Below are 22,392 nucleotides of genomic sequence, written 5' to 3'. Positions count from 1 at the left end.
TAGATTCCTTCATTGTTATTAACTGTATAACCCCCATCTAGTTTTCTATGCTGACTCTCTCAAAATTTTCTGCATTCTCTTTTTTATCTGGGATGGTATGTTTGACTTATACCCCAATAGCAAATGCAATTCCACACCCTGTTAATACTGAGTTAACCCAAGTTTCCCGCCCAGCCCCATCCCAATTAATTGATCAGTATACCGATCATTTCTTCTATCAAGTTAATCCTGAATTGCAGGGTCGCAAACTAACCAGCACAGATCGAGAATATATTCGGGAATGGGAGAATTTACGCGCTGTTATTGCACCCATGATCAGACCTACTCGGGAAGTTTGTCACGGTGCAGAACAGGAACCTGAAGATCTTTGGGACTTCAATTTTCAAGGTATGCCTAACTCCTATTCTAACCCCTATGATTATTTAGCAGATATAATTTTTTATAATCGCTATCCTCAACTCATTGGAAAAAAACTTAGTCCTGGGACTTCTGAAGCCAAAGAATGGTCAATCATTAGAGAAAGGCTTTTTGTATCTACCTGTGGGCTTTGAAATGGTATTTAATTGTATTTTTCCTAACTCCTGATCTCAAATACATCCCTATTTTATTGATCTTGCCATGTCTATCAAATTTAGGAAGATTTTAACTTCCACTACGGTTCTAATCCTTACTATTTTAGCAAGCACTGTTAAACCTATTATTACCTCCAATTTATTACCGCCTGCTAACGCTCAAGTTCAACCTAAAACGGCTTCGACTGTACCGCAGTATTGTACACCCGATGAATACAGAGCCTTTTTTGAGAATTTTGTGCGGGGTCAAGATTACCAAGGAAACGAAACACGCTTAACCTATACAGCCGATATTATCGAAGTCCGAGATTATGAAAATCCCAGTTATTTGATAGGAACTCTCAATAAAAAAGATGATGAGTTTAGTATTGATTTAAGAGATTACCGTTGGGTACAACTTGTCCCTTCTGCGGTAGATAATAGTCCCTATACCCGCTTACAAATTGACTTAATTCGCATTAATAATACTACTTTTCGAGTCAACTATATTAAAGCTCACTATGCTTATGATCCTAATAAGGAAGGAGAAGAATATTTAGATTATACCTATGGAGAACCAGGGGCTTATATTTTTGAGCATCGAAATGGCTGCTGGAATCTAACGCAAAAGTTGCAATAAACATTGCTATAATATAATTATTAATAGCGACCGCAGTGGTGAGACTAAGAATATGGTTATTAGTCCTGTAATATTAAACCTAGATATGGTTCAACTTAGCGATGAACAGTTCTATCAACTCTGTCAAAATAACCGAGAATTAAAATTTGAAAGAAATACTCAAGGAGAATTAACAATTATGTCTCCGGTTGGGGGAGAAAGTGGAAATCGAGAAGCGGAATTTATCATAGATTTGGGCATCTGGAATCGTCAAACAAAACTCGGTTATACTTTTAGTTCTTCAACTATTTTTAAACTTCCCAATGGTGGAGATCGTTCTCCTGATGCTGCTTGGATTAAAAAAGAACGTTGGGAAAATCTCACCCCCGAACAACGCCGAAAATTTCCCCCCATTGCGCCAGATTTTGTGATCGAACTAAGGTCAGCTACGGATGAATTGGAACCCCTGCGGCGGAAAATGTTAGAATATTTGGATGCGGGCGTGAAATTAGGTTGGTTGATTAATCCTCAACAGCAGCAAGTTGAAATTTATCGCTTTGAAAAAGTTGTAGAATTGAGAAATATTCCTACAGAACTATCCGGTGAAGAAATACTACCGGGGTTTAATTTGAATTTATCCCTTTTTTAAATAATATTTTTATTAAAATTATCTTTAAATACTTATAAAGTGCGTGGGCTGGCACTTACATACCTTAGAATCAATTATTGTTGATCATCTTGAACCTGATCGGGAGAAGTTTGCGAATTAGAATTAGGTTCAACATAGGTAGAACTATCAAAATACTGATAAATAGTAGAAGAAATTTGACGAATGAGTTCATTAGCTTGGGGATCATCCGCTTCTCGTTGCACCAAAACCCCGACTAAATAGCGTTTACCATTAGGCATATCAATTAAACCAATATCCCCGGAAACCGAGTCAATATTGCCCGTTTTATGAGCAATAAATGCCCCATCTCCTAAACCACGAGGTAACAAAGAACGATTGCGAGTTTGCTGCATAATTCTTAACATAAAATCGCGGGATTTCAAAGAAACTAACTTTCCTTGATTGATGTCCGCCATTAAATTAACTAAATCCTTGGCACTGGTTTTATTTGTTCCTTCCAAATCAGGAAGAATATTTTGCATTTGAGTTTGTTTTAATTGCCAAGAAGCAAACTGTTGATTCAAGGATTCAATCCCACCCAAGCGATCAATTAACATATTAGTGGCAGTATTATCACTATTTGTAATCATTAAATCTGCTGTTTCTAGGGCTGTAAATTTACTCCCGACTGGTTTATCTTGCAATTCTCCAGACCCCTTAGCAATGTGTTTTTCTTCCATGGTCAACACTTCATCTAAACGTATCCTGCCTTCATCAACCGCTTGGAAAAATGAGACTAAAATCGGAACCTTAATGGTACTAGCAGCCGGAACTGCTTCTTGCCCCTGAATATCCACATATTTTCCCGTATCTAAATCCACTAAAAACACCCCGGGTTTTAACTTAGGTGAATCCTTTGCTAAACCCAGAATTGCTGTTTTTAAATCCGAGGCTTCTTGAGTTAATGGTAGGGATGAAACTAAAGCATTAGAAGACGTAGAATTTTGTTGTTGTTCCAGGCTTAAATTTACGGTTTGATCAGCAGCAACACTAGAACGACCCAAGGCATTTAAAGCCGATAAAATTGTCCCTGAAATAACACCAATCCCTATTCCTAAAATTAGTAAGCGGGTGGCATAAACCATCGGAGAAACCCGACGTTTTTTTCTCACCCGTTTTACTGATTTATCCCTAGGGGCAAGGGGAGGGGTCGGAGCCGGAAGCATAACCCCCTCCGGTGTGCGGGAACGACGGGGGGCCGGATCAGCAGGCTTGCGAAAGGGCAAAACAGAAGCACCAGTAGCCGCATTAGGGGGGCGTTTACCGGTGGTAGGTCGGGGTTTACGAGATTTAGGCGGAACGGGTTTTGGGCGCAGTTGAGAAAGCAGGGGATCAAAAGACTCCGAACGGCCAGAATCATGATTCTGCCGTTGTTCCGGGGATGGAGGGCGACGGGGGGCTGTTTTTACCGGATCACGACGAGATTGACGCCTTGGTTGCGGTTGAGACGCCTTCCCATTGCGGGTTTTTGGCTCAGAGGACTTAGAGCCAGACTTATTAAAGGAAAAGATTGAGAATAACGACTGACGAGGAGATCGTTGAGCCACACCTAAACACCTGACTAGAATTTTACTTTTCCGTGATTCCTGGTACAGACGCGCCAATAGCCTACGGCATCGCTGCGCTCGGGCACGCCTCTACAGTGATTCTGACAACGCCCATTCTACTTGACTGAGAATGCCACGCAACATGGCCACTTCTTCCGAGGTTAAATTAGCTCGATTATACAAACGCCGAAATTTTTTCATCCGACTATTGGCGGTATGGGGATAGACATATCCAATCTTGAGTAACATCGCTTCCAACTGTTGATAATAACCCTCTAAGACCTCTAAGGGAACCGTAGAAGCCGGGGGAATTTCTATGGAGTTGTTTATCCTCTCTTGAGGTTCTAACATACAATATCGTAATTCATAACAACACACCCCCACCGACTGGGCTAAATTTAAAGACGGATAAACCGAACTAGACCGAATTCGCAGAAATCGTTGAGCATAACTCAATTCATCATTATTTAACCCCCGATCTTCCGGCCCAAAAATCAAAGCCGAGGGACAATCTAATAACCAGGGTAAAACCGTTCTGGGATCTTCTAAATCCGTGGGTAAAGCATCCGATCTAGATCTGGCCGTGGTGGCGATCGCCCGTTGACATCCCACTAAAGCCTCCGGTAACGAGGAAACAGTGATCGCTCCTTCCAAAATATCCCTAGCGTGAACCGCCATTCTTTTCGCTTCATCCCCCAGGGGATCGCACTGAGGATTCACTAACACTAACTGCCCAAGCCCCATATTCTTCATCACCCGGGCAACAGAACCCACATTTAAAGGCCCTGCGGGTTCCACTAACACAATCCGAATCGGGGTTAAGGGGTTATACGGTACGGTCTGTGACATGGAAATGATATGATCATCCCTGATTAGAGCAACTTCAATAACTTAGCATGGCACGCCAGCGATCTAAGTCCGACTTACCGACAAAGACCTGTCCCGTTTGCGATCGCCCCTTCACCTGGCGAAAAAAATGGGCCGACTGTTGGGAGGAAGTTAAATATTGTTCCGAACGTTGTCGTCGTCGCCGTTCTGCTTAAAAATTGTCCCTTATTAAGATATTCATGGCCGTTCAACCTAAACTAATTATTCATGGCGGTGCTGGTAGTTCCCTTCAAGGAAAAGGCGGATTAGAAGCGGTACGCAAATCCCTCTATCAAGTGATTGACCAAGTTTATCCCCTCCTGCTCCGGGGAGCCAGTGCTAAAGAAGCTGTGGTGCGCGGCTGTCAACTCCTAGAAAACGATCCTCGGTTCAATGCGGGCACGGGTTCTGTCCTGCAATCCGATGGCCAAATCCGCATGAGTGCCGCCTTAATGGATGGAAGCCTACAACGTTTTAGTGGCGTAATTAACGTTTCACGGGTGAAAAATCCCATAGATTTGGCCGTGGTTTTACAAGACGCCTCCGATCACGTTTTATCCGACCATGGGGCCGCCGAATTAGCGCGAGAACTCCAGTTACCCCTCTATAATCCCCTCACCGACCAACGTTTGCAGGAATGGCTGGAAGACCGCAAGGACAATTTTAAACGCACCATGGCTAATGTGGTTTCTGAACCCGCAGGCACTGGAACCATCGGGGTTGTGGCCTTGGATCAACGGGGTCAATTAGCCGCCGGGACTTCCACCGGGGGTAAAGGGTTTGAGCGTATTGGTCGGGTGAGTGACTCCGCCACTCCGGCCGGAAATTATGCCACCGATCAAGCCGGGGTGAGTTGTACAGGCATTGGGGAAGATATTCTCGATGAGTGTTTAGCCGCTAAAATTGTCATCCGAGTCACCGATGGTCAGTCTTTACAGACCGCCTTTAAAAAATCCTTCGCTGAAGCCCACGAGCATCAACGGGATTTTGGGGCCATTGGAATTGACAGAACTGGGGCACTCGCCTGGGGAAAAACCTGTGATGTGATTCTTTGCGCCTTCCACGACGGCCAAAATAAAGGAGATAGTTTAGAAGCCGATAAAGGAACTCAGGTTTTTTCAGATCACATTTAACTGTACCAACCGTAAGGGAGAAAGTATATCCTGCTTCTGCCTAATGATTGCCAACCCATCACGATTAATCTAATAGTCGCACGACTCACGGTCAGGACAAAGACTAATCCAGCAACCCTGACAGTGAAGTCTTTTCCTCCGGTTTCGGTGTTGTTATATAAGCAATCGGATCTATTAATTCCAGTTCAGCAAAGGCGGCTAATCGTAAACGACAGGAATCACAAACACCACAGGCTTGTTCCTCTCCAGCATAGCAAGACCAAGTGAATTCCCAGGGAACCCCTAGGCGATTTCCCAGTTGGATAATTTCTGTTTTTGCTAAATGAATCAGTGGAGATTCAATCGTAATCGGATCACCTTCTCGACCTTGTTTTGTTCCTAATCTAAAGACTTCTTCGATCGCTTGAATATAATCGGGACGACAATCGGGATAACCCGAATAATCTAACGCATTAACTCCAATATAAATCTTGCGCGCTCCGATGGCTTCTGCATAGGCTAAAGCAAAACTTAAAAAGATAGTATTCCGAGCCGGAACATAAGTAATTGGAATACTTCCAGCCATTGTTTCTGGGGATCTATTCTGGGGTAAATCGAGGCGATTATCGGTTAAGGCAGATCCCCCCCATAGACTCAGATCAAAAGTTACGACTTGATGTTCAACGACCCCCGCAAATTCGGCAATTTTTCGCGCGGATTCGAGTTCCTTTCGATGTCGCTGTTGATAATCAAAAGAAATGGTATAACATTCACAACCATCGGCTTTTGCTTGGTATAAAACCGTCGAAGAATCTAAGCCACCGGATAATAAAATAACGGCTTTCATGTGAATAATTTATCCTTTTCCTTAGTGTTGATTATATCTGGGTTAATTTTAGCAAAAATTTATGCCGTCTTACCCTCTCCTCTAAAAGTAACAATTTTTACAATTTAAAAACCGTATTTTCTCGAAAGATTGAGGCAGCCTAAAAAAAATGATTTCAGAACTCAGTTTTTATGCTGTTTAAGAACCAAGAATTAAAGATTTATATTTTTTTGTAAAGTTTTGTTATACAAAATACTTCACATTCTATTGTGAAAATATTCGCTATTATAAAAACTAAAGACAGCAATTATATATCCATACAAGGTAATCATTACTATGGCTACTATCTCTAAACTAGAATATCATCCCACACGCTGGCTAACACTGGTTTTGGCTACCCTCGGGTTATGGATGGCGGGAAGTTTAATTCTTGACTTTGTAATTATGCCAACCATGTATGTTTCTGGCATGATGGAAGAAACCGGATTTGCTTCGGCGGGAAGTCTAATTTTTTCAGTCTTTAACCGGGTTGAATTAGTTTGTGCGGCGGTGGGTTTAACGGGTTTAATTGCTCTGGCAATGAACCTTCCTGAAAAATTCAGTAGTCGCCTACGGACAATCACCGGATTATCGCTTTTTCTGTTAGCGATCGCCATGGTTTACACCTATATTTTGACCCCTCAAATGAGTGCATTAGGAATTAACTTAAATCTGTTTAATGGATTCAATACAATTCCCGAGGGCATGAACCAACTGCACTTAAGTTATTTTACCCTAGAAATGATTAAATTATCCATTTTAGGGACAATTTTAGGCTGGTGTTATCGTAACCACAGTAAACTCGATCTCACATTCTAAATTTCTCCTCAAAATTAAAATAGGTTGGGTTAAGATAACAAAACTCAACCTATTTTTTATAGACTCTTTCTATTACCCATTACCTATTACCCATTACCTATTACCCATTACCTATTACCTATTACCTATTCCCTATTCCCTGTTCCCTCTTATTAATTTGTTATAATTAAAATTAACTGAGTCTAGGATATCCCATGACAACCCAACTCCCAATCACAGAATCTCAACAAACTTCTGATTTATACGAAGAAGATTATCATTTGTGGTTAATGAATACTATTCATCAGTTACAACATGGAAAGTTAGCTAAAGTTGATATGGTTAATTTAATTGAAGAATTAGAAGCTATGGGAAGAAGTCAAAAATCAGCAATTGAGAGTAATCTCAGAATTTTATTAATGCACCTATTAAAATATAAGTATCAATCTGATAAACGAACGAATAGCTGGCTATTTACTATTCGAGAACATCGCAAAAGATTACGAAATGATTTTAAAAATAGTCCGAGTTTAAAGCGATATTTTCTTGAAGTTTTTCCAGAATCTTATCAGGATGCTAGAGAATTAGCTGCGGATGAAACGGGATTATCAATTAATACTTTTCCTGTAGAATCACCGTTTTCTCAAGAGGACACCTTAAACCCTGATTATCTACCGGAGTGATACTAATTCACGGTTTTCTTGATTCGCTAATTTCAATCGTTCTTTAATTGATAAGGTTTGTAAATACTGATTCAACTCATATAAATTAACCTGCTGATATTTCCCAGTAAATAAGGGAATTAACGCTTCAATTAACGCCACAATACCATCAGGAGGAACTGCATTCCCAATTTGGCGACGAATTTCTGTAAATGATCCTTCAAAGATAAAATCATCTGGAAAAGATTGTAACCGAGCGCGTTCACGATTGGTTAATGCTCTGGGTTCATCGTAATGATATCCCCAAGTTCCGCCGCCGCCTCCTGCGATAATAGTAGTTGAAGGTTGGTCAGGGTGTAAACGTCGATAAACATGACTAATCATGCCTTTAACATAATATTCGCTATCTTTAGGGATATCGGTAAAATTGCCACCGGGTTTAATCCGTTTTAAAATTTCAATGGTTCTCGGTTGAATTTTTTGATGTTCATTATTATTGGAAATATTTTCGACTCCTGCTAATGCGTCCGATGCAGTCCGATAGGGATATTTTCGATTTAACCCATATTCTGGTTGAGGATGAATAAAGTTAAATCCCGTATCTTTTCTAATTCCTACTAATAATACCCGTTCTCGAAATTGAGGAACCCCATAATCGGCAAAATTATAGAGTTTGGGTTTAACTAAATATCCGGGTTCTATATTTTCAAAGTCAGAAATAATCCGTTGAATTGCTTGATAATTATTAGCACTTAATAACCCTTTCACATTTTCAGCAATAAACGCTTTAGGTCTTTTATCTTGAACACATTTCAGAAAATAAGTATATAAATTTCCCCGTTCTCCTTCTAACCCGGGACGTTTCCAAATCATTGAAAAATCCTGACAAGGGAAACCGCCCGTGATTAAATCCGCATCAGGAAGTTCAGCAATATTAATATTTTCAATTTGATTATGAACAATTACATCTGCTATATTCCGGCGAAACGTTTGACAAGCATCCCTATTAGCATCAATCGCCCAAACCACTTTAAATCCAGCCTTATGCAAAGGTAAATCCATTCCGCCACATCCCGAAAATAAAGACAGGGTGGAGGGAATATGCTCCCATTTAATTTTTGATAACCGTTCAGTTAATGACATTATTTATTGTAGTTAGCTTTGATTAATTAGGGTTATGTTGTTGGGATGAGTGCCCTTGTAAAGATTGCGCTTAAGCGCAACAACGATTAGGCTTTACCCATTGCAATAATAGCATTTTGTCCCCCAAATCCAAAACTAAAACAGAGAATATTTTTAACGATACTAGAACGAACACAGGTAACAAAATCTAAATCAAATTCCGGTGTTTTTAAACCCACACAGGGGGGTAGAAGTTGATCGTTTAATGTCATTAAACCAAAAGCCACTCCTAACGCTCCTGACGCCCCTAATGTGTGTCCTGTCGCGCCTTTTGTTGAACTGACTGGAACACCTTGGGGAAATAATTGTTTAATTAATTGAACTTCATGATCATCATTTAATTTTGTCGCGGTTCCATGGGTATGAATATAATCAATTTCATGACTCGATAAATTACTGTTTTTTAAACAGTTTTGAATGGCTGCGATCGCACTTTTTCCCACTCTATCAGGTTTGTTACCATAACAAGCATCTGCTGTTAATCCAAATCCTAATATTTTCCCATAAATTTTAGCCTTTCGCCGCTGGGCTAAATCTTCTGATTCTAAGATAAAAATAGCCGCACCTTCCCCTAAAACCAATCCCTCTCGATTTCGATCAAAAGGATAGCAACCTGTGTTTGCTAAGGCTCCCATTTGTTCAAATCCTGCTAAAGTTAAAGGAGTAATAGGTGCTTCCACAGCCCCGACAATTACCCGTTCACACTGTTTGGTTTTAATCAGTTCAAATCCTTGGGCGATCGCCCAAATTCCTGTGGAACAAGCCGCCATTGGTGATAAAATAATTCCAGTAGAACCTATTTTTTGAGCTGCATTTAAAGCAATATTAAAAGGTAAATAGTCTACAAATTTGCTTAAATTAATCCCTTCATCCTCTCTTAGTAAGCCGGGGTAAAATCCTGCTAATTGTTCTAATTTTCCCTGATATCCCCGACTCGAACCGATGACAACACCACAGTCTAATAAAGGGGGGTTTAAATTAGCCATAATTAACGCATTGGCGATCGCTTTTTCTAATAATTCCGTAGGATCGGAAGGAATATTATTAATTAAAGCCAGAGGTTTAGTCGGAAGTTCACCGAAAGGTTGATGGGGTAATATTCCCGATTGACCCGATAACAATTGTTTCCAGGTTGTTTCCAAATTCCCTAATACAGAGATTAAACCAATACCAGTAAAAACAACATCCATTATTGATCAAAAGTCCCACTTTTTGATTCAAAATTTAAGATTAAATTTAAGAGCGTTTACTAGGTATTAAGCAAGCTTATCACCATAATTCTTTTGTATTCTGGGTAAAGATTGCTTAACAAAAGCACTGATTATAAGCATTATATGGTATTTTAAAAAAAGTTTATAAATTTATTTATTTATTTATTAAATTAAGATGACCATGATTAAGGAAACTCGGCTTCCCCTAGGATTTGTTTATGCAGTGGTCGCTATCTGTGTGCTGCCCTTCCTCATGAATCTTTTAGGCATTAGTTTTGCCTCTCCTCCCTATCGCTTAAACTCATCAAATTTTAATGACCTCAGCGATTATGAATTGCTGGATCAATTGTACCATGCTTTAGTGGGAAGTTTTACCCACACTGTCCTAGAATGGATCGCAATTTGTACCGCATTTTTTACAGGTTTATTATCCTTTGTTCACTTTGCCATCAAGCGAGATGTGGTAACTCCCATTATTGGGATAGCCCTACTGTTTGCGGGAAGTATGGATGCGTTCCATATTTTAGTTGCCGATCGAATGATTGAAGGATCGGCAGATAATCAGGCTCTTATGCCAGTAACCTGGGCAATTTGTCGTTTATTTAACGTCGTCATTTTAATTTTAGGGGTGGGAACAGTATTACTGATCAAACCTCAAAAAAATCGAGGTAATTTTAATCTAGTAATTTTTGCAATTATTACCTTTGGATTAATCGCTTCTGTGATTATTTATATGGCAATGAATAGCCAGAATTTACCCCAGACTATCTTTCCCAATAGCTTCATCAAAAGACCTTGGGATTTAATTCCTTTATTATTATTTATAATTGCAGGAATATTTATTTTCCCTCGATTTTATCAACGCTATCCCAGTCTATTCTCCTACGCTTTAGTTGTGAGTACCATTCCTTCTGTAGCTACCCAAATGCACATGACTTTTGGTTCTATCGCCTTATTTGATAATGATTTTAATATCGGACATTTCCTTAAAATTATTGCCTATTTAGTTCCGTTTGTGGGGTTGAGTTTAGACTATATTCAAACCTATCGCCAAGAGGCAATGGTAATCAATGCCCTCGCCACGTCTTCTACCCTACTTTCTAAAACCGTAGAACAACAAGAACGAGTGGCATTGCAACAGTCTGTAACGGTAAATCAAACCACAACAACTATGAATCAGTTAGGCGCTTCCTCTCAACAGTCAGCACAACAGGCAGAAATGTCGAGGGACAGGGCTAAAAACATCTTGAATTTAGCGGGAATTGGTCAAGAAGCGGTCAATCATACCTTAACGGATATGGCAAATCTTCAGGAAAAAGTTGGGAAGATTTCCGAACAAACTATGCGCTTAAGTGAGCAGACCACTTCGATTAGTCGAATTAACATAGCTGTAACCAATTTAGCAAATCAGACTAATTTATTGGCTTTAAATGCTTCAATTGAAGCGGTTCGCAGTGGGGGCGATGGCAAGGGATTTGGAGTGGTGGCTAAAGAAATTCGTCAACTAGCGGATAAAAGTAAAAAATATTCTCAGGAAATTAATAATTTGGTCAGAGATATTCAGAAGGAAATTAATTCCACCGTAGCTGTGACGTATGAAGGTAAAAATACGGTATATGAAGGAGTGAAAAATGCTCAATTTACAGCCGATACCTTTACTAAAGTAGCCATAGAAATTGATAGTATTGTTCTGACTAACCAACAAATTTATCTAACTTATAAACAGCAGGAAAACGCGATTCAACAGGTGATGGAAGCCATGAATTCTCTGAATCAGGGTGTGGCTCAAACTGCGACCGGAATTCGGGAAACAAAAGTAGGTATTCAAGATGTTGAGAAAGCCTTATTACTTTTAGTCGATCTTTGAGACCGGAATAACGCAAATTTTGGGGATAACCCCATTCATAGGGGCAATTCATGAATCACCCCTAATTTAAACCAAACCGTAATAATTGTTAACAATTTATTAAGGTTTAATTTTTCAGATTTTCCAACCCTTGCGTCACCTTGGCCGAGTCAATGCGATCGCCTTGTTTAATCTGATCAACAATATTCATCCCATCGGTAACATTCCCAAAAACCGCATAACTCCCATCCAGAAAAGGTAATTCTGCTAAGGAAAAATAGAACTGAGAAGAAGCCGAATCGGGAAATTGAGAACGGGCCATCGCTACAGCACCCCGACGGTGGGATAAAACGGGTTCTGCGGTGATCCGAGCGCTTTCTAAGGTTTTACTATAAATCGGCTGTTCTGCGCCTTTGGGCTTAATTTCTAAAGGAATCATACGTTCTTTAGAAGTAGCCGGATCAATAAATCCCCCCGTGCCTAATCTAGCGCTGGGAAACTTGGGATCTTTACTTTGAGGGTCGCCGCCTTGAACCACGAAGGGATCGGGCTCACGGACGACTCGATGGAAAGCCAGACCATCATAAACTCCTTTATTGACCAGATCAACAAAGTTTCCGGCCGTAACCGGGGCATTAATTCCGTCAATTTCAATGGTAATCGGCGAGCCGTTGACCGTCATCACCACCGTGGCTTTTCCGTTTAATTGAGGTAAATTTGTCATAGGTTGAGTAGGATTTTGGGAAATCGGTGTAACTGTCTGATCACCAGCAGGATTGTTATTTTGGATTTCGGCCGAGGGTGTATTAGAAGCACAACCCCCAACGATTAATACACAAATCAGCAAAAGCGGTAAAAACCATTGCTGTGTGTTGAGTTTCTTCATCTTGAGTTTCAATGTTTTTATAGTCCGAGATTCTACAGTCCTTCTAAGGGGACTTGTAAAAATTTAGCTAATTCTGCCCCTTGGTTTTCCACATCAGACAGAGGTAGGGGTTGGCCCACACGGGTTAAGGGGATTTGGCGACGGTCTTTGAGTTTTAGGTACAAAGCTCGACGGGGGTTGATTCCATCTTTGATATCAACACGAATGGATTGAATGTCACTGAGGTTGCTATTGAACTCCACCTTCCGGTTTTTCCCAGGAAACCCCCATCGGAAAATATTAACTTTTCCCGTATCCCGGTTAAATTCATTGTATCCCCCGCCTAAATCCCAGAGAATCACTAACCATAAATATAAGGCTAGTAATAAAGCCGCGGCTCCATATAACCCCATGACAATGCCTTGGGGGATGAAGATGAGTTGAGTGGGATCGGCGAAGGGTAAAAGATTAATTTTCAAATAGCTAGAAATACCGGATAAGAGAAAACCCGTACCCCCAATAGTGATCACACTGGCCCACCAGTAGTTACTGAAGCGACGGGAACCCGTAACTTTCTTAGAGAGGATTTGATTGCTTGTAGTCTTTGTTTGGGTACTCATGAAACGTAGGAGTGTGGATCTTGACTGTTGACACCTTTGCCAAAATTGTTAACTGTAATATATAGTTATGTTAACTTGCTTAACAGTCTACCGCTAAATGTCCCCCGGTTAAACGAGGCAAAAAAGCTGGAGACGATAAGCATTAGACCAATTACTGAAAAGTTTATCCCGCAAGGGATAGAAACTGTTTGGTGAGACCTTCGACCGAACAGAGTTCGGCATGATTCCCACAGAAGGTCAAGCCAGTAAGAAGGTCAGCCCAAACAAAAATCGGGACTCCGATTGATTGCTGGGTACTTCACGAAGGATAATGTTTTACATAAACCCAAGAGGATCGTTCATCCAATGACTATAGCAGTCGAACGGCCGCAAGTTGAAAGAGGCGTCTTTGACGTCCTCGACGACTGGCTCAAACGCGATCGCTTCGTCTTCGTGGGTTGGTCAGGAATCCTACTGTTCCCCTGCGCTTATCTAGCCCTCGGTGGCTGGTTAACCGGAACAACCTTTGTAACTTCCTGGTACACCCACGGTTTAGCAAGCTCTTATTTAGAAGGCTGCAACTTCATCACCGCCGCCGTCAGTAGCCCCGCTAACAGCTTAGGACATTCCTTGCTGTTCCTCTGGGGCCCCGAAGCTCAGTGGGACTTTACTCGCTGGTGTCAACTGGGCGGTTTATGGGCTTTTGTGGCTCTGCACGGTGCTTTCGCTCTGATCGGCTTTTGTCTGCGTCAGTTAGAAATTGCTCGTTTAGTTGGTATTCGTCCCTATAACGCCATTGCCTTTACTGGGCCGATTGCGGTGTTCGTCAGTGTATTTCTGATGTACCCCTTGGGTCAGTCTAGTTGGTTTTTTGGCCCTAGCTTTGGGGTAGCCGGAATCTTCCGGTTTATCCTATTCCTGCAAGGCTTCCATAACTGGACGCTGAACCCCTTCCACATGATGGGAGTGGCTGGAATCCTGGGTGGCGCGCTGTTGTGTGCTATTCACGGGGCGACGGTGGAAAATACCCTGTTTGAAGACGGAGATAAGGCCAATACATTCCGGGCTTTTGAACCGACTCAAGCGNTCCCAGATAAAAGAAGTCTAATCAGACATTGGATTTTGGTATTTTGTGCCTATACTTTTATTCTCTGGCATAGTTTAACCGGAGAATTAAGACGTCGATGGGCGAACAAACCCTTAAACACATTTGGTGATGCCCTGGAAGCCTTTCGCACAGCGATTTCTTTTCGATTTGTGGAGTGGCTTCAGNAACGTTCTATACCAAGAACATTCTGTTAAATGAAGGTCTGCGGGCTTGGATGGCTCCTGCGGATCAACCCCACGAAAACTTTATATTCCCTGAGGAGGTATTACCGCGTGGTAACGCTCTCTAATACTTCTTATGTCGGCGGCCGTGACCAAGAATCCACTGGATTCGCCTGGTGGTCAGGTAACGCCCGTCTGATTAATTTGTCTGGTAAGTTGCTGGGCGCTCACGTTGCTCACGCTGGTTTGATCGTGTTCTGGGCTGGGGCGATGACCCTGTTTGAAGTGGCTCACTTCGTTCCTGAAAAGCCCATGTATGAACAGGGTTTGATCCTGATCCCCCACATGGCTACCCTCGGATGGGGTGTGGGCCCTGGTGGTGAAGTGATCGATACCTTCCCCTACTTCGTGATTGGGGTTCTGCACTTAATTTCCTCTGCGGTTTTGGGTTTAGGCGGTATTTATCATGCCGTCCGTGGCCCTGAAATTTTAGAAGAATATTCTTCTTTCTTTGGTTATGACTGGAAAGACAAAAACCAAATGACCAATATTATCGGGTATCACCTGATTCTGTTGGGTCTGGGGGCTTTCCTTTTAGTGTTCAAAGCCATGTTCTTTGGGGGTGTCTATGACACTTGGGCCCCAGGTGGTGGCGATGTCCGTGTGATTGCCAATCCGACTTTGAACCCGGCCGCGATCTTTGGCTATTTAGCCAAGGCTCCGTTTGGGGGAGAAGGCTGGATCATTGGTGTTGACAACATGGAAGACATCATCGGCGGTCACATCTGGATTGGTCTGATCTGCATTTCCGGTGGTATCTGGCACATCCTCACCAAACCCTTTGGCTGGGCGCGTCGGGCTTTCATCTGGTCTGGAGAAGCTTATCTGTCTTACAGTTTAGGCGCTCTGTCCTTGATGGGCTTTATCGCCGCTTCCTATGTTTGGTTTAATAATACCGCTTATCCTAGTGAGTTCTACGGCCCCACAAACGCTGAATCTTCTCAGGCTCAGTCCTTTGTGTTCTTAGTCCGTGACCAAAAACTGGGAGCCAATATCGGTTCCGCCCAAGGCCCGACGGGTCTGGGTAAATACCTGATGCGTTCTCCGACTGGGGAAATCATCTTTGGTGGTGAAACCATGCGCTTCTGGGATTTCCGTGGCCCTTGGTTAGAGCCTCTGCGTGGGCCTAATGGTCTTGACCTCAACAAGCTGAAAAACGATATCCAACCTTGGCAAATTCGTCGGGCTTCTGAGTACATGACCCACGCCCCTAACGGTTCGATTAACTCCGTGGGTGGGATTATTACCGAAGCTCAAGGGTTTAACTATGTTAACCCCCGGGCTTGGTTGGCTGGTTTCCACTTCATTATGGGTTTCTTCTTCTTAATTGGTCACCTCTGGCACGCGGGTCGCGCCCGGGCTGCGGTGGCTGGTTTTGAGAAAGGCATTGACCGGCAATCGGAAGCTGTACTTTCTATGCCGGACTTAGACTAGGGTTTTACCTAGACATCTAATCACCGCTTAGATTGTTAATTAAAGACCCTGCCTGATTCGTCAGGTGGGGTTTTTTATGGGAATTAATGAAGTATTATTAGAATTTAAAATTGTACAAGTAATAGTAAAAGTCTATGACATTAGCACAACCTATTGCTGTTGATTTGTTTGCGGGTGCAGGTGGGTTTGGTTTAGGGTTCAAAATGGCAGGTTTTTCTATTCCGTTATCAGTAGAAATTGATGCTTGGGCTTGTGAGACACTCCATTATAATCATCCTGATATGACTGTTATTCAGTATGATATTCGTGATTTTAACACCGAAAGTCAGGTTAAAGAAATTTGTATCTTGAAACCTGATATTATTATTGGTGGGCCGCCATGTCAGGGTTTTAGTATTGCAGGGCCAGCCCAAAAAGATCCTAAAGACCCTAGAAATACTTTATTTATTAACTTCGCTCAATGGATTAGTTTTCTGCAACCTAAAGCTTTTGTCATGGAAAATGTTAAAGGCTTACTCTCACGGAAAAATGTTGATGGAATAAAGGTTATAGATATTATAAAAAATACTTTTGAAGAATTGGGGTATCTTGTTGAAGTTTGGTTATTAAATGCGGCTGAATATGGTGTTCCTCAAATAAGAGAGCGTGTTTTTATTATTGGAAATAATACGGGGAAAAAAATTGGGGTCCCTCCTAAACTCTATTCTTTAGGCCTATTAAATTTTAATCATTTTCAATTATCTATATTAGACCATGAGAAGTTATTTCCTGCTTTTACTGTATGGGATGCTATATCAGATTTACCACCTGTGAATGCCCGTGAAGGTCAGGAGGAACAGCCTTATATTTTAGAAGCGCAAAATGACTATCAGGTCTCGATGAGAAAGAATAGTCAAACTCTCTACAATCATGTAGCAATGGATCACTCTCAAAGGCTTGTAGAACGCTTTAAACAAATTAAATGGGGTGAATCAAGTGCTGATGTGTCTAAAGAATATGGGGCAAGGCGTCGAAGCGGAAATGGTGAGTTATCGGGAAAAAGTTATGACCAAAATAATCGCCGTTTGTATCCTTATAAACCATCTCATACAATAACTGCTTCATTCTATGCTAATTTTATTCACCCTTTCCAACACCGCAATTTAACAGCACGGGAAGGAGCGCGGATTCAATCTTTTCCTGATACCTATCGTTTTTTAGGAAAAAAGACGGTTGTATCCCACAAGTTATTACACCGTGAGCAAAGATTTGATGAAAAGTTCCTTTGTCAGTATAATCAGATTGGTAATGCTGTTCCTCCGTTACTGGCTAAAGTAATTGCACTGCATCTTAAAGAAAAATTAGAGCTATGCCCACAAGTGATAGAAACCCTTTAGTTCATGGTTCCAATCTTAAACAAAAAGAAAATAATCGTGAAAAATACAAGGATGTTGAGAGTAAAAAATTTCTCAAGGAGATTAGAACTAAGTATGATCAATGGCACTCAGCCAATCTCAAATTGATTGGGCCCACCTCAATACTCAAGGACGAGGATAATGAAATTATTGTTAAAAGGGTAGAACTTCTATGCGATTACAAAGAGTTTTTAGACAAGCAACATTATGCTGAAAAATTCGATTCTCGCTCTAATCTTCACTCTACCGTATTAGAAGAGTTTCTTTACTATTTATTTAAAGATTTAGCGAGGGATTTTGGCTCAAATGCTCTGATTGGAAAATCTCATACTTTCAAAGATATTTTTTTTGTTCCTCCTAAATACTCAGAGATGTTAAAGCGACCTTACGCACGCATTGAGAAGAAAGATCATGATTTTGTTATTGGAGCAACAATTCACGCATCTTTTGAAGCATCAACCCCAGCGGAACAAGATGAAACTCCTGGTGAATTGCTTACAATTGTTCAAGAAGAACCAGAAAGCTATTCAGAAGTTACAGTTACAGGTAATGCAGAAACGCATCTTTTTGATATTCCAGTGGTTGTGATTGAATGTAAAACCTATTTGGATAAAACCATGCTTGAAGGTTCATCCAGAGCAGCAGAGGATTTAAAAGCAAGAAATCCTAATAGTTTGTATATGGTTCTGATGGAATGGATTAAACTAACCAGTGATGTTAATCTTCGTAAATATAAAGTGGATCAAATTTATGTACTCCGTCAACAAAAAAATACTGATCGAGAATTTAGATATGAAGCAACATATAAAAAAAATCCTATCAACCCAACAGTTGTTCAACATCTATTTAATAAAACACGCACCCATCTAATAAGAGACTGGACTGGTGGAATTGAACAAGGTATAGAGCGTGGCTGGCTTATTGATGAATAACTATCCATCTTTATATCACTCTCTGCCTAAAGGACAGTGGATAGTAACGACCTATTCACAAATAAATTGGATAGAAATTTTTTACAGGGAAGCTAAAGGCTGGTTGGGGCTGAAAGAATATCAAATCCCAGATAAAAGAAGTCTAATCAGACATTGGATTTTGGTATTTTGTGCCTATACTTTTATTCTCTGGCATAGTTTAACCGGAGAATTAAGACGTCGATGGGCGAACAAACCCTTAAACACATTTGGTGATGCCCTGGAAGCCTTTCGCACAGCGATTTCTTTTCGATTTGTGGAGTGGCTTCAGCATAATAGGGATGTATTTGCAGCCTACAAAGCAAGTTTAGGCTTGATTTGGGCTTGATTTTTGTTTAAGTCCCATTAGGCGTTTGGAGGTAAATGGGGATTGTTTTTTGAAATCATAGTTAAAGGGAAGATCCTCTTTTTTATGATCAAATTCTCCTAGATCACTACAAATTTTAACTAGGATATTTTCAGGAGATTCAGGTTGACAAGCGAGACTTAATTTTTCTTTTAATAACTCTTGAATTTGTCTAATTTTATCACAGAATTTAGCAGGATCTTCAAAATTAACGGTAGCGGCGCGAATTCCGGTGGTTTGGGTTAAGGGATTGAGGGTTTTATTTTCAGTTGCTATTTTATCAGCAAAATCATAAGCACGAATCAGGAGACGATTTTGATCGGCAGAAAGTTCAAAAATGGGAGTATTTGTTGTTTTAAGTTCTTTTAGAATAGTATCCAATAGGGGAATATAATCTAATTTGGGAAGGGAATCGAAGGTTTCTTGCAGAATATGTTGATCACTCATACCCAATTAATGTCATAATAATAAAAGTTAAACTTATCTTAGAATATTTTATATTTCCTGTAAACTCAGAATTGAAAAATATCCTCCTAAACCCCGTGGATAAGATATAATATAATTGATCAGCCCTGTTCTGATTGATTTTCACACCCACTTGTTATTATTAACTATTATGATTACTACTACAAACTCGGCATCAACTCCCCTACTCGGGTTATCTTTGGAACAACTCACCGACTGGGTACAACAGCAGGGACAACCCGCTTATCGAGGAAGACAATTATATGATTGGATTTATCACAAAGGCGCGAAATCCATAGGGGAAATTACGGTATTTTCTAAACAATGGCGCGAGACTATTGGGGATGTGAATATGGGTCGCTCCAGTATTCATTATAAGGCGATCGCTCCCGATAAAACCATTAAATATTTATTAAAATTAGCCGATGGTCAAATTATTGAAGCGGTGGGAATCCCTAGCGAAAAACGCTTAACGGTTTGTGTTTCTTCCCAGGTAGGTTGTCCGATGGGCTGTGATTTTTGTGCGACGGGAAAAGGCGGCTTTACTCGTAATTTAGAACCCCATGAAATCATAGACCAAGTGTTAACAGTGCAAGAAGATTTCCAACGACGAGTTAGTAATATCGTATTTATGGGAATGGGAGAACCTTTATTAAATACAGAAAACGTGATTGCGGCGATTAAATCATTGAATCAAGATGTGGGAATTGGACAACGAATGATCACCGTTTCTACCGTTGGTTTACGGGGGAAAATTCGAGAATTTGCCGAATATGATTTACAAGTGACTTTAGCGGTAAGTTTACACGCTTCCTATCAAAATATTAGAGAAGAATTAATTCCCAGCGCCAAGACTTATCCCCTATCAGAATTATTTGCAGAATGTCGAGAATATGTAAAATTAACCGGAAGAAGAATTAGTTTTGAATATATATTGTTAGCCGGATTAAATGATTTACCCGAACACGCCATAGAATTAGCCAGTCAGTTAAGAGGGTTTCAAAGTCATGTTAATTTAATTCCCTATAATCCAATTCAAGAAGTTGATTATAAACGACCCAATACCCAAGGAATTAATGAATTTATGGATATCTTAAAAGAGCGTCATATCGCCGTGAGTGTGAGATATTCCCGTGGGTTGGAAGCCGATGCAGCCTGTGGACAATTACGCGCTTCTCAGGCTTAGATTTTCCAGGGTATATTTTGATTATAGTGGTATATTTTTCCCTATACCGCTATAATTAAAACCCAAAATATACTCTATAGATTGACAATGACCTCTGTACAATCCCCACCCAACCAGCAACGTCCTGAAACCCTGGCTTTAAGCACAAAAGAATGGTTACAAACCAATCTATTTAATACTTGGTATAATACTCTAATTACTATTGGAATTAGTTCCCTGTTATTGTCAATGTTAACAGGGTTTATCTCTTGGGCATTTACGACGGCGAAATGGAATGTCATACCCGCAAACTTCCCCCTCTATTTTGTCGGACGTTTTCCCCCGGATCAATATTGGCGATTGTGGGTTATGTTAGGAATGATTGCTATTTTATCCGGTATAACCTGGGGATTTTTAGCTAGAAATACCCGAATTTTATTGAGTAAAAATATTTTAATTGGCATAGGATTCACAGGATTTTTAGCATTTATTACTCCTACTCCCATTATCTTTCGTTTGCTATTAATTGTGATGCTATTATTATTGGTAGCGGGGGCTTGGGGGGGTAAAACTATCGGAAATACTCAACCCGAACTGGGAAAATGGTTGCCATTTTCTTGGTTTCTATTACTATTAATTTGTGTTTGGTTGATTGGCGGTGGACTGGGATTAAAAGTAGTCGAAACCAACCTATGGGGCGGACTGATGTTGACATTATTGATGTCAATTATTAGTATTTTATTATGTTTTCCTATCGGAATATTATTAGCATTAGGACGACAAAGTAGTTTACCGGTGATCCGAATTTTATCCACGATTTATATTGAAATAATTCGAGGATTACCCTTAATTACAATTCTATTTATGGGGCAAATTCTACTGCCTTTATTCCTGCCTGAAGGAGCGCGACCCGATCGCATTTTACGCGCTATTATTGGATTAACTATGTTTAGTTCCGCCTATTTAGCCGAAAACATCCGAGGGGGGTTACAGGGGATTCCCAGAGGTCAAACCGAAGCCGCTAAAGCCCTAGGATTAAATACACCTTTAACGGTGGGTTTAATTGTTTTACCCCAGGCCTTAAAAGTGGCAATTCCTTCAATTGTCGGTCAGTTTATTAGCCTATTCCAAGATACAACCTTACTGTCAATTGTGGGATTAATGGAATTATTAGGAATGAGTCGGTCTATTTTAGCCAACCCTAAGTTTTTAGGACGACATTTAGAAGTTTATATTTTCGTTGGGATTCTGTATTGGATATTTTGTTATGGGATGTCTATAGCTAGTCAAAAATTAGAACAACAATTGAATACGGAGCATAAATAAACCCTTTTTGTTTGGGGTGAATAGAATAGAATAGCGAATAGAATTCGCAGCTACACAAACAAAGTCCGCCTGCGCGGACTAAATGATAATGCAGATAATTCAAGCATATTTTGTATTTTATCCTTCTTTTTTGGGTTAGATAATAATTCTTGTAAAACGGGAGTTTGTGAGTCTAATTTACTTGAGTTTAGTTGGTATACATTGACAGATAATTTTAATCCTAAAGATTTTAGCCAAAACCCTAAACTATAAATTGCTTCCTGTCCTGTTTTTGATAATACTTCGTCCAACTCTGCTAAATGTTGTTTAGCTTCTTCTGGGGTCATAGTTTGCGGTGCTAATGCTTCAGAAATATCACTTAAAACCAGTTTTAATAATTCCGGTTCTGGAGAAGTTTCTAGTAAACAAGTTTCGATGTAACCTGCTGCATAGGTCAGGTCTTGAAGTCGTGAGATCAGAAAGGGTTGGTATGGTAAACTGTTAAGCATTTTCTGAAGTCTATTCTATACTGAGCTTGGCGATCGCGCAAACGATTAAACCATTGATCAAAAGGTATTTTTCCATCGAA

At 40.5% G+C, this 22,392-nt stretch carries 22 protein-coding genes and 3 pseudogenes; 16 read left to right on the top strand and 9 right to left on the bottom strand.

All coding sequences use genetic code 11. From position 1 onward, the window contains the following. The first annotated feature begins 101 nt into the window (after nt 1-101). The 3 genes from PL9631_RS22940 (at nt 102) to PL9631_RS22930 (ending at nt 1,819) form a co-directional block, all read left to right on the top strand. Entirely contained in the window at nt 102-551 is a 450-nt protein-coding gene (locus tag PL9631_RS22940; RefSeq protein ID WP_156090666.1) for a hypothetical protein, read from the top strand. A 67-nt stretch (nt 552-618) separates the two neighbouring features. Beyond that, on the top strand, nt 619-1,191 hold the full coding sequence (locus PL9631_RS22935; RefSeq protein WP_083623958.1) for a hypothetical protein: 573 nt from the start codon (nt 619-621) through the stop codon (nt 1,189-1,191). 52 nt (nt 1,192-1,243) lie between these two features. Beyond that, complete coding sequence (locus PL9631_RS22930; protein WP_083623956.1) at nt 1,244-1,819, top strand: Uma2 family endonuclease; 576 nt, start codon at nt 1,244-1,246, stop codon at nt 1,817-1,819. A gap of 74 nt (nt 1,820-1,893) precedes the next feature. On the opposite strand, the gene PL9631_RS22925 is transcribed toward PL9631_RS22930, so the two are convergent. After that, nucleotides 1,894-3,387, bottom strand: a complete 1,494-nt coding sequence (locus PL9631_RS22925; protein ID WP_083623954.1) for a serine hydrolase — start codon at nt 3,385-3,387, stop codon at nt 1,894-1,896. Between the two features lie 90 nt (nt 3,388-3,477). Further along, nucleotides 3,478-4,236 (bottom strand): RNA methyltransferase, encoded by a 759-nt coding sequence (locus PL9631_RS22920; RefSeq protein ID WP_083623952.1) that lies wholly within the window; start codon nt 4,234-4,236, stop codon nt 3,478-3,480. Nucleotides 4,237-4,283: 47 nt separating this feature from the next. Here PL9631_RS22920 and PL9631_RS22915 point away from each other — a divergent pair, with 47 nt between their 5' ends. Together PL9631_RS22915 and PL9631_RS22910 are read left to right on the top strand one after the other, a co-directional pair. Continuing rightward, nucleotides 4,284-4,430 carry a DUF2256 domain-containing protein gene (locus PL9631_RS22915; protein WP_071782553.1) on the top strand — a complete coding sequence of 49 codons (147 nt, stop codon included), beginning with the start codon at nt 4,284-4,286 and terminating at the stop codon, nt 4,428-4,430. A gap of 24 nt (nt 4,431-4,454) precedes the next feature. Further along, nucleotides 4,455-5,387 (top strand): isoaspartyl peptidase/L-asparaginase, encoded by a 933-nt coding sequence (locus PL9631_RS22910; RefSeq protein ID WP_083623950.1) that lies wholly within the window; start codon nt 4,455-4,457, stop codon nt 5,385-5,387. Between the two features lie 103 nt (nt 5,388-5,490). On the opposite strand, the gene queC is transcribed toward PL9631_RS22910, so the two are convergent. Then, on the bottom strand, nt 5,491-6,213 hold the full coding sequence (queC, locus tag PL9631_RS22905) for a 7-cyano-7-deazaguanine synthase QueC (RefSeq protein ID WP_083623949.1): 723 nt from the start codon (nt 6,211-6,213) through the stop codon (nt 5,491-5,493). Between the two features lie 315 nt (nt 6,214-6,528). On the opposite strand from queC, the gene PL9631_RS22900 reads away from it, so the two are divergent. Next, nucleotides 6,529-7,050, top strand: coding sequence for a DUF4149 domain-containing protein (locus PL9631_RS22900; protein ID WP_083623948.1), 522 nt, complete (start codon nt 6,529-6,531; stop codon nt 7,048-7,050). Nucleotides 7,051-7,244: 194 nt separating this feature from the next. Further along, nucleotides 7,245-7,712, top strand: coding sequence for a DUF29 domain-containing protein (locus PL9631_RS22895; RefSeq protein WP_083623946.1), 468 nt, complete (start codon nt 7,245-7,247; stop codon nt 7,710-7,712). Here PL9631_RS22895 and PL9631_RS22890 read toward each other — a convergent pair. Together PL9631_RS22890 and PL9631_RS22885 are read right to left on the bottom strand one after the other, a co-directional pair. Further along, entirely contained in the window at nt 7,701-8,834 is a 1,134-nt protein-coding gene (locus PL9631_RS22890; protein ID WP_083623944.1) for a DNA cytosine methyltransferase, read from the bottom strand. The two genes, PL9631_RS22895 and PL9631_RS22890, sit on opposite strands and share 12 nt — an antisense overlap. Before the next feature lie 86 nt (nt 8,835-8,920). After that, nucleotides 8,921-10,063 (bottom strand): beta-ketoacyl-ACP synthase, encoded by a 1,143-nt coding sequence (locus PL9631_RS22885; RefSeq protein WP_083623942.1) that lies wholly within the window; start codon nt 10,061-10,063, stop codon nt 8,921-8,923. A 202-nt stretch (nt 10,064-10,265) separates the two neighbouring features. Here PL9631_RS22885 and PL9631_RS22880 point away from each other — a divergent pair, with 202 nt between their 5' ends. Continuing rightward, on the top strand, nt 10,266-11,951 hold the full coding sequence (locus PL9631_RS22880; RefSeq protein ID WP_231516825.1) for a methyl-accepting chemotaxis protein: 1,686 nt from the start codon (nt 10,266-10,268) through the stop codon (nt 11,949-11,951). A gap of 106 nt (nt 11,952-12,057) precedes the next feature. Here PL9631_RS22880 and PL9631_RS22875 read toward each other — a convergent pair whose 3' ends face one another. Both PL9631_RS22875 and PL9631_RS22870 read right to left on the bottom strand, forming a co-directional pair. Continuing rightward, the gene (locus PL9631_RS22875) at nt 12,058-12,816 is read right to left on the bottom strand and encodes a peptidylprolyl isomerase (protein ID WP_083623938.1); all 759 of its coding nucleotides are present in this window, start codon (nt 12,814-12,816) and stop codon (nt 12,058-12,060) included. A gap of 32 nt (nt 12,817-12,848) precedes the next feature. After that, nucleotides 12,849-13,415 (bottom strand): photosystem I assembly protein Ycf4, encoded by a 567-nt coding sequence (locus PL9631_RS22870; RefSeq protein ID WP_083623936.1) that lies wholly within the window; start codon nt 13,413-13,415, stop codon nt 12,849-12,851. Between the two features lie 345 nt (nt 13,416-13,760). Between PL9631_RS22870 and PL9631_RS22865 the strand changes: the two are divergent. The 6 genes and pseudogenes from PL9631_RS22865 to PL9631_RS22840 form a co-directional block, all read left to right on the top strand. Next, nucleotides 13,761-14,480, top strand: a pseudogene (locus PL9631_RS22865) (photosystem II D2 protein (photosystem q(a) protein)); the annotation flags it as partial. A gap of 126 nt (nt 14,481-14,606) precedes the next feature. Next, a pseudogene (locus PL9631_RS22860) lies at nt 14,607-14,791 on the top strand (hypothetical protein); the annotation flags it as partial. After that, nucleotides 14,775-16,157, top strand: coding sequence for a photosystem II reaction center protein CP43 (gene psbC / locus PL9631_RS22855; RefSeq protein ID WP_083623932.1), 1,383 nt, complete (start codon nt 14,775-14,777; stop codon nt 16,155-16,157). The pseudogene PL9631_RS22860 and the gene psbC, both read left to right, overlap by 17 nt. A 134-nt stretch (nt 16,158-16,291) precedes the next feature. Next, a complete protein-coding gene (locus PL9631_RS22850; RefSeq protein WP_083623930.1) occupies nt 16,292-17,533 on the top strand; it encodes a DNA cytosine methyltransferase in 1,242 nt (413 codons plus the stop codon). After that, entirely contained in the window at nt 17,506-18,483 is a 978-nt protein-coding gene (locus PL9631_RS22845; RefSeq protein ID WP_083623928.1) for a Bpu10I family restriction endonuclease, read from the top strand. The genes PL9631_RS22850 and PL9631_RS22845 overlap by 28 nt, the downstream gene beginning before the upstream one ends. Nucleotides 18,484-18,520: 37 nt before the next feature. Next, nucleotides 18,521-18,850, top strand: a pseudogene (locus tag PL9631_RS22840) (IS701 family transposase); the annotation flags it as partial. Here PL9631_RS22840 and PL9631_RS22835 read toward each other — a convergent pair. Next, nucleotides 18,830-19,315 carry a hypothetical protein gene (locus PL9631_RS22835; protein ID WP_083623926.1) on the bottom strand — a complete coding sequence of 162 codons (486 nt, stop codon included), beginning with the start codon at nt 19,313-19,315 and terminating at the stop codon, nt 18,830-18,832. The pseudogene PL9631_RS22840 and the gene PL9631_RS22835 overlap by 21 nt on opposite strands. 169 nt (nt 19,316-19,484) lie before the next feature. On the opposite strand from PL9631_RS22835, the gene rlmN reads away from it, so the two are divergent. Beyond that, entirely contained in the window at nt 19,485-20,519 is a 1,035-nt protein-coding gene (gene rlmN / locus PL9631_RS22830) for a 23S rRNA (adenine(2503)-C(2))-methyltransferase RlmN (protein WP_083624326.1), read from the top strand. Nucleotides 20,520-20,606: 87 nt separating this feature from the next. Continuing rightward, on the top strand, nt 20,607-21,824 hold the full coding sequence (locus tag PL9631_RS22825; RefSeq protein WP_083623924.1) for an amino acid ABC transporter permease: 1,218 nt from the start codon (nt 20,607-20,609) through the stop codon (nt 21,822-21,824). Between the two features lie 50 nt (nt 21,825-21,874). Here the strand turns inward: PL9631_RS22825 and PL9631_RS22820 are convergent, their stop codons facing one another. Then, on the bottom strand, nt 21,875-22,312 hold the full coding sequence (locus PL9631_RS22820) for a transcriptional regulator (RefSeq protein ID WP_197046474.1): 438 nt from the start codon (nt 22,310-22,312) through the stop codon (nt 21,875-21,877). Nucleotides 22,313-22,392 lie beyond the last annotated feature (80 nt).

The organism is Planktothrix paucivesiculata PCC 9631 (assembly GCF_900009265.2).
Classification (GTDB): domain Bacteria; phylum Cyanobacteriota; class Cyanobacteriia; order Cyanobacteriales; family Microcoleaceae; genus Planktothrix; species Planktothrix paucivesiculata.
Note: the sequence above shows the minus strand (reverse complement) of the source record. Positions and strands in the feature narration are given on the sequence as shown.

Coding starts and splice junctions, on each gene's coding strand:
- PL9631_RS22920 (WP_083623952.1), bottom strand. CDS start 4,236: ATGTCACAGACCGTACCGTATAACCCCTTAACCCCGATTCGGATTGTG.
- PL9631_RS22900 (WP_083623948.1), top strand. CDS start 6,529: ATGGCTACTATCTCTAAACTAGAATATCATCCCACACGCTGGCTAACA.
- PL9631_RS22930 (WP_083623956.1), top strand. CDS start 1,244: ATGGTTATTAGTCCTGTAATATTAAACCTAGATATGGTTCAACTTAGC.
- PL9631_RS22935 (WP_083623958.1), top strand. CDS start 619: ATGTCTATCAAATTTAGGAAGATTTTAACTTCCACTACGGTTCTAATC.
- PL9631_RS22910 (WP_083623950.1), top strand. CDS start 4,455: ATGGCCGTTCAACCTAAACTAATTATTCATGGCGGTGCTGGTAGTTCC.
- PL9631_RS22850 (WP_083623930.1), top strand. CDS start 16,292: ATGACATTAGCACAACCTATTGCTGTTGATTTGTTTGCGGGTGCAGGT.
- PL9631_RS22825 (WP_083623924.1), top strand. CDS start 20,607: ATGACCTCTGTACAATCCCCACCCAACCAGCAACGTCCTGAAACCCTG.
- PL9631_RS22880 (WP_231516825.1), top strand. CDS start 10,266: ATGATTAAGGAAACTCGGCTTCCCCTAGGATTTGTTTATGCAGTGGTC.
- PL9631_RS22890 (WP_083623944.1), bottom strand. CDS start 8,834: ATGTCATTAACTGAACGGTTATCAAAAATTAAATGGGAGCATATTCCC.
- PL9631_RS22835 (WP_083623926.1), bottom strand. CDS start 19,315: ATGAGTGATCAACATATTCTGCAAGAAACCTTCGATTCCCTTCCCAAA.
- PL9631_RS22870 (WP_083623936.1), bottom strand. CDS start 13,415: ATGAGTACCCAAACAAAGACTACAAGCAATCAAATCCTCTCTAAGAAA.
- PL9631_RS22915 (WP_071782553.1), top strand. CDS start 4,284: ATGGCACGCCAGCGATCTAAGTCCGACTTACCGACAAAGACCTGTCCC.
- PL9631_RS22895 (WP_083623946.1), top strand. CDS start 7,245: ATGACAACCCAACTCCCAATCACAGAATCTCAACAAACTTCTGATTTA.
- PL9631_RS22875 (WP_083623938.1), bottom strand. CDS start 12,816: ATGAAGAAACTCAACACACAGCAATGGTTTTTACCGCTTTTGCTGATT.
- PL9631_RS22845 (WP_083623928.1), top strand. CDS start 17,506: ATGCCCACAAGTGATAGAAACCCTTTAGTTCATGGTTCCAATCTTAAA.
- PL9631_RS22820 (WP_197046474.1), bottom strand. CDS start 22,312: ATGCTTAACAGTTTACCATACCAACCCTTTCTGATCTCACGACTTCAA.
- rlmN (WP_083624326.1), top strand. CDS start 19,485: ATGATTACTACTACAAACTCGGCATCAACTCCCCTACTCGGGTTATCT.
- PL9631_RS22885 (WP_083623942.1), bottom strand. CDS start 10,063: ATGGATGTTGTTTTTACTGGTATTGGTTTAATCTCTGTATTAGGGAAT.
- queC (WP_083623949.1), bottom strand. CDS start 6,213: ATGAAAGCCGTTATTTTATTATCCGGTGGCTTAGATTCTTCGACGGTT.